This is a genomic window from Kitasatospora sp. NPDC059973 (assembly GCF_042737525.1).
In the GTDB taxonomy this organism is placed as follows: Bacteria; Actinomycetota; Actinomycetes; order Streptomycetales; family Streptomycetaceae; genus Kitasatospora.
The window spans coordinates 1-6,515 of the sequence record NZ_JBHWUI010000274.1; the positions used below are offsets into that span (position 1 = coordinate 1).

The window sequence follows — 6,515 nt, forward strand, 5'->3', positions numbered from 1 at the left end:
GGCGGCGGGCGCTGGCGCGGCCGGTGCGGCGGGGGCGGGCGCGGCCGGAGCAGCAGCGGCGGGCGCGGGGGCGGCAACGGGGGTCGGCGTGGGGCCGACCTGGGTCGCGGCCTGGGTCACTGGGGTCACCTCGGTACCGGGCTTGTAGTCGGCGAAAAAGTCCCACCAGGCTCGGTCGACCGAGTTCGGGTCCTGGAGGTACTGCTGGTAGATCTCGTCGACGAGCCACTCATTGGGGCCGAAGCCAGTGGAGCTTGCCGAGCTGTTGGGGGTTTCTTGGGACTGTGGCGACACGGCGGCAACCGCCCTCTTCCGCTTCCTTTTGGGATGTTTGGACAGCGGGGATTAAGGCTACGCCCCTGACCAGTGATCGCGCAGTCCCCAGGGCTCAGGCGTCGCCCAGATCACAGTCCTGACCTGCAGGTTGGCTGAAAATGTGCGTTAGAAAGCCGCCTCGGATGGGAAGCGATCGCTTCCGATCAGCCGCTATATATGGATGAAACCGGACAAATCATAGTCCGGAGCCACCCGGATCGTCCGTCCACGTCTGTGTCGCTTCTGTGACATGCGGGCGACGTCCGATCGACGCGGGCGGGTGCCCGGGGCCGCCGAGCGGACCCCGGGCGGGCGCTACCGCGGGCCGGGCAGCCGGACCTCGATCCGGCAGCCGGGCGAGGCCTCCGCCACCTCGATCCGCCCGCCGTGCAGGTCCACCGCCCAGCGGGCGATGGCCAGCCCCAGCCCGGTGCCGCCGTCGGAGCCGGGCCCCTGGGCGGTGGCGGTGCCGCTGCGGCTGAACCGCTCGAAGACCCGGGTGCGGTCGGCCGCCGGGATGCCCGGCCCCTCGTCCTCGACCTCCAGCAGCAGCGCGCCGGGCTCGCCGCCGGGCCGGGCCCGGACCGTCACGGTGCCGCCGGGCGGGGAGTGCTTGCAGGCGTTGTCGACCAGGTTGGCGACCACCTGGTGGAGCCGCTCGGTGTCCGCCACGCCGGTCAGGCCGGCCGGGCTGACCTCCAGGGCCAGCCGGACGTCCCCGCGCCGGGAGAAGGCCCCGCCGGCCGTCGCGCCGTCCACGGTGACCCCGCGCAGCACGCCGTCCAGGAACTCGCGCACCTCGAAGGGGCGCGCGTCCAGGTCCACCACCCCGTCGTCGATCTTGGACAGGTCGAGCAGGTGGGTGACCAGCCGGCCGAGCCGTTCGGTCTGCTCCAGGGCGGCGCCCAGGGTCGCGGGATTGGGCTGGACCACGCCGTCGACGACGTTCTCCAGCACGGCGCGCAGCGCGGCGATGGGCGTGCGCAGCTCGTGGGAGACGTTGGCGACCAGCTCGCGGCGGTGCCGGTCGGCGGCCTCCAGGTCGGCCGCCATGTGGTTGAAGGTGGCCGCCAGCTCGCCGATCTCGTCCCGGGAGCTCACCTCGACCCGGCGGCTGTAGTCGCCGGAGGCCATCGCGCGGGCGGCGGCGGTCATGTCGCGCAGCGGGGCGGTCAGCCCGTGCGCGAGGAACTGCATGAAGAGCAGCGAAGCGATCATGGAGAAGACCATGATGATCCGGATCTGCGTCTCGGAGCGGATCGCCACCACGACCATGCCGGTGGCGAGGAAGACCGAGACGATCACCAGGAGGGCGAGCTTGCCCTTGATCGAGCGGACCGGGTCGAGCGGCCGGATGTCGGCCCACACCCGGTGGGCGGCGCGGGCGGCCAGCGTGGGCCGGGCGCCGTCGGCGTCGCCGTTGCGTTGCTGTGGAAAGGTCATTGCTCCCCTGTGATCCCCGCGGGTCCGCGCGGCGGTTCGGGACACGGGCCCCCCGGAGGCCCGGTGCCCGAGGCGCCGCTAGGAGAGCGGGGCCTCCAGCGCGTAGCCGACCCCGTGGACGGTGCGGATCCAGCTGGCGCCGATCTTCCGGCGCAGCGCCTTGACGTGGCTGTCCACGGTGCGGGTGCCGGACGCGTCCGTCCAGTCCCAGACCTCGGCCAGCAGTTGCTCGCGAGTGAGTACCGCCCGCGGCTGTGCGGCCAGGCAGGCGAGCAGGTCGAACTCGGTCGGCGTCAGGTGGACGTCGCCCGAGGCCAGCCGGACCCGGCGCTGCACGTGGTCGATCTCCAACTCGCCGAAGCGCAGCGAGCCGAGCGCCGGTGTGCGGGCCGCCTGCTGGGCACGCTCGACGCGGCGCAGCAGGACGTTGACCCGGGCCGCCAGCTCCCGCATGGAGAACGGCTTGGTCATGTAGTCGTCGGCGCCCACGCCGAGGCCGACCAGGAGGTCCGTCTCGTCGTCACGCGCGGTCAGCATCAGGACCGGTACCGGGCGTTGGGCCTGGATCCGGCGGCACACCTCGAGGCCGTCGAAGCCGGGCAGCATGATGTCGAGCACGACCAGGTCGGGCTGCCAGGTGTGGAACCCGTCGACCGCGCCCGGGCCGTCGTGGGCCACGGCGACCTTGAAGCCCTCCGCGCCCAGCCGGGCCGCGATCGACTCGGCGATCGTGGGCTCGTCCTCCACCACCAGCACTCTGCGCTGGCTGCTCACCGTGCCGCCGCTGTTCTGGTTGTCCTGCTGAATTTCTGTCACGGTCACGCCACCGCCCCCAGGGCTGCGGGCCGGCCACCTGTGGGGATGGCGAGGCTCCGCTCGTAGTCTTGTTCCGTCGTGGACTGTGCCGGGTCCGCCGTCCCGTAGCGCGTGCGGAGTCGGGGGACAGGTGTGGACTGCCCACCGCTCCCGCACACTGCGCAGCGTACGGACACCCGGTGCTTCCCGGCAGGTGGACCGGATGTTTCCGGCCCGTGGGCCGGCCGTCCGGCCGCCCGTCGGACCCACTCGGAAGTGGGCACGGGCCAGTACCTTACCCGCCGATTTTTCACTGCGTGACGGTACGTATGCACTCCAGTTGACGACAAGCCGCCGGTCAGCGCCGCTACTCGTGCGTAGACGGAGTGCAGGTCTGTACCAATCGTGGAGTCGCGCGCCACATGATGTTCACGGGGTATTCCCAGCTGGCTCCCAGGACCCCGAAGTACCGTGGTCACGACAAGTCGCACAGGTGGGATTTCCGGCGCGCGCCGGTACGTTGAGCACCGGACGGGGGCCGGAGGCTGCGGGTCTGGAGCGGAGGCGGCATGGCGGAGCTGCGGAGGAACGCTGTGGTGAGCGGGCCGCGTCCGGGGCCGCCGTACGGGATGCTCCGGTTCGGCCTGCGGACCGGCCTGGCCGTCTGGGTGCTCGCCCGGGTGCCGACGCCCCGGCGCAACCCCTTCGCGCTCGGCTACCTCGCCGTGGTCGTGGCCACCACCACCTTCGCCGGGCTGGCCGACCCGGACCTCGTGCTCCGGCTGCAGGAGGCCTCCAGTTCGGACGGGCACAACCTGGTCCACCACCCGCTGCGCGCCCTGCTGTTCAGCGGCTTCTGGGTGGCCGGGACGATCTGGATGCCCTACCTCTGGGCCTTCGCCTTCACCGTCGCGCCGCTGGAGCGCCGGGTGGGCGCCGTCCGGGCCGCGGCGGTCTTCGGGATCGGGCACGTCACGGCGACGGTGCTCTCCCAGTCGGTGGTGATCACCGCCGTGGCGACCGGCCGGATGGAGCCCCGCGCGCTGGACTGCCTGGACATCGGGGTCAGCTACGGCGTGCTGGTCAGTCTCGGTGCGCTGGCCGGGCTGCTGCCGCCGCGCGGGCGGCTGCTCGCGCTCGGCGGCGCCGCCGTCCTGGTCGCCGAGCAGATCGCCGGCGATCGGGACCTGGTGACCGGCGTCGGCCACCCGGTGGCGCTGCTGACCGGGGTCGCGCTCTGGCGCTGGCTGCGGAACGGGCCCGGCCCCCGGTGGCGGCGCCCGGAGGCGGCGGCCGTCGGCGCCACGGGTCCGGCGCAGGCCCAGGGGGCGACCGCCCTGCTGGACCGCGCGTAACTGCCGGGTGCTCCCGGGGGGCGGTGCGCGCCCCCGCGAGGCGTTTTTGACACCCCCTTCCCGAACTCCTCCTTGTTCGCTCCCGGCGAACAGGGCGGGGGGAACATTCCATCGCCGCGAAACCTTAGTCAGGTCAACTCAACTTCGCTGACTGGGGAGAGATCATGGCATCGACGTCCACTCCGCTCACCCTGCCCGTACTGCCGCTCGACGACGAGGTCGTGCTCCCGGGCATGGTCGTCCCGCTGGACCTCAAGGACACCGAGGTGCGTGCCGCGGTCGAGGCCGCGCGGGCCGCGGCCGCCGGCGCCACCAAGCCCCAGGTGCTGCTGGTGCCGCGGGTGGACGGCTCGTACGCGGCGGTCGGCACCCTCGCCACCGTCGAGCAGGTCGGGCGACTGGCCGACGGGGAGCCGGCCGCGCTGGTCCGCGCCGTGCGCCGGGTCCGGATCGGCGTCGGTACCACCGGGCCCGGCGCCGCGCTCTGGGTGGAGACCACGCCGTTCCGGGAGTCCTCGGAGGGCACGCCGGTGGCCGGCCGCGCCGCCGAGCTGGTCCGGGAGTACAAGGCGCTCTCCACCCAGTGGCTGCGCAAGCGCGGCGCCTGGCAGATCGTCGACCGGGTGGCCCAGATCGAGGGCGTCGGCGAGCTGGCCGACAACATCGGCTACGCGTCCTTCGTCACCGCGGAGCAGAAGCTCAAGGTGCTGCTGGAGGCCGACCAGGTGGCCCGCCTGGAGTACGCCCTCACCCTGCTGCGCGACCACCTCGCCGAGGAGGAGGTCAACGACACCATCCGCAAGGACGTCGAGGAGGGCGTGGCCAAGCAGCAGAAGGAGTTCCTGCTCCGCCGCCAGCTGGAGGCCGTCCGCAAGGAGCTGGCCGAGCTGAACGGCGACCCGGCCGACGAGGAGGGCGACTACCGCGCCCGGGTCGAGGCCGCCGACCTGCCCGGGAAGGTCCGCGAGGCCGCGCTCAAGGAGGTCGACAAGCTGGAGCGGGCGTCCGACCAGTCGCCCGAGGGCTCCTGGATCCGCACCTGGCTGGACACCGTCCTGGAGCTGCCCTGGAACGAGCGCACCGAGGACGCCTACGACATCGCCGGCGCCCGGGCCGTGCTGGACGCGGACCACTCCGGCCTCGGGGACGTCAAGGACCGGATCGTCGAGTACCTGGCCGTCCGCAAGCGCCGGGCCGACCAGGGGCTCGGCCTGGTCGGCGGCCGCCGCGGCGGTGCGGTGCTGGCCCTGGTCGGGCCGCCCGGCGTCGGCAAGACCTCGCTGGGCGAGTCGGTGGCCAGGGCGATGGGCCGCACCTTCGTCCGGGTGGCGCTCGGCGGCGTCCGGGACGAGGCGGAGATCCGCGGCCACCGGCGCACCTACGTCGGCGCGCTGCCCGGCCGCCTGGTGCGCGCCATCAAGGAGGCCGGTTCGATGAACCCGGTCGTCCTGCTCGACGAGATCGACAAGGTCGGCTCCGACTACCGGGGGGACCCGGCGGCCGCCCTGCTGGAGGTGCTGGACCCGGCGCAGAACCACACCTTCCGGGACCACTACCTGGAGGTCGAGCTGGACCTCTCGGACGTGGTCTTCCTCGCCACCGCCAACGTGCTGGAGGCCATCCCGGAGGCGCTGCTCGACCGGATGGAGCTGGTCCGGCTGGACGGCTACACCGAGGACGAGAAGGTCGTCATCGCCCGGGACCACCTGCTCCCGCGCCAGCTGGAGAAGGCCGGCCTGACGAGCGAGGAGGTCTCCGTCGAGGAGGAGGCGCTGCGCAAGCTCGCCGGGGAGTACACCCGCGAGGCCGGCGTCCGCACCCTCGAACGCTCGATCGCCCGGGTGCTGCGCAAGATCGCCGCGCAGTCCGAGCTGGGCGAGCGCGAGCTGCCCGCCGCGATCGGCGCGGGCGAGCTGCGCGCGCTGATCGGCCGCCCGCACCACGTCCCGGAGGCGGCCCAGGAGCCCGCCGAGCGGCGAACCGCCGTACCGGGTGTGGCGACCGGCCTGGCGGTGACGGGCGCCGGCGGCGACGTCCTGTACATCGAGGCCTCGCTGGCGGACGCCGAGACGGGCGGCACCGGGCTCACCCTCACCGGGCAGCTGGGCGACGTGATGAAGGAGTCCGCGCACATCGCGCTCTCCTACCTGCGCTCGCGCGGCGCCGAGCTGGAGCTGCCGGTCACCTCGCTGCGCGACCGGGGCGTGCACCTGCACGTCCCCGCCGGGGCCGTCCCCAAGGACGGGCCGAGCGCCGGCATCACCATGACCACCGCCCTGGCCTCGCTGCTCTCCGGCCGCCGGGTGCGCACGGACGTGGCGATGACGGGTGAGGTGTCGCTGACCGGGCGGGTGCTGCCGATCGGCGGGGTGAAGCAGAAGCTGCTCGCCGCCGACCGGGCCGGGGTCAGCACGGTGATCATCCCCAAGCGCAACGAGGCCGACCTGGACGACGTCCCGGCCGAGGTGCTGGAGCGGCTCACCGTCCACCCGGTGGCGGACGTGCGGGAGGTGCTGGAGCTGGCCCTGGAGCCGGCCGAGGTGCTGGTCGCCGCCTGACGGCGGGACGGGAACGGGCGGCGGCCCGGCGGAGCGCGCTGCTCCCGCC

5 protein-coding genes are annotated in these 6,515 nt (G+C 73.4%); 2 read left to right on the top strand and 3 right to left on the bottom strand.

Features of this window, described 5'->3' with window-relative positions; genetic code table 11:
• The 3 genes from ACFWA9_RS37420 to ACFWA9_RS37430 all read right to left on the bottom strand — a co-directional run.
• On the bottom strand, window positions 1–294 hold a 294-nt coding region (locus ACFWA9_RS37420), incomplete at its 3' end, for a hypothetical protein (protein ID WP_380393716.1).
• 336 nt (window positions 295–630) lie between these two features.
• Window positions 631–1,758 (bottom strand): ATP-binding protein, encoded by a 1,128-nt coding sequence (locus ACFWA9_RS37425; protein ID WP_329489573.1) that lies wholly within the window; start codon window positions 1,756–1,758, stop codon window positions 631–633.
• 78 nt (window positions 1,759–1,836) lie between these two features.
• The gene (locus tag ACFWA9_RS37430; RefSeq protein WP_209411241.1) at window positions 1,837–2,574 is read right to left on the bottom strand and encodes a response regulator transcription factor; all 738 of its coding nucleotides are present in this window, start codon (window positions 2,572–2,574) and stop codon (window positions 1,837–1,839) included.
• A gap of 575 nt (window positions 2,575–3,149) precedes the next feature.
• Here ACFWA9_RS37430 and ACFWA9_RS37435 point away from each other — a divergent pair.
• Window positions 3,150–3,908 carry a rhomboid-like protein gene (locus tag ACFWA9_RS37435; protein ID WP_380393720.1) on the top strand — a complete coding sequence of 253 codons (759 nt, stop codon included), beginning with the start codon at window positions 3,150–3,152 and terminating at the stop codon, window positions 3,906–3,908.
• A gap of 164 nt (window positions 3,909–4,072) precedes the next feature.
• Window positions 4,073–6,466: an endopeptidase La gene (lon, locus tag ACFWA9_RS37440; protein WP_380393723.1), complete on the top strand. Its 2,394-nt coding sequence runs from the start codon at window positions 4,073–4,075 to the stop codon at window positions 6,464–6,466.
• The last annotated feature ends 49 nt before the right edge of the window (window positions 6,467–6,515 follow it).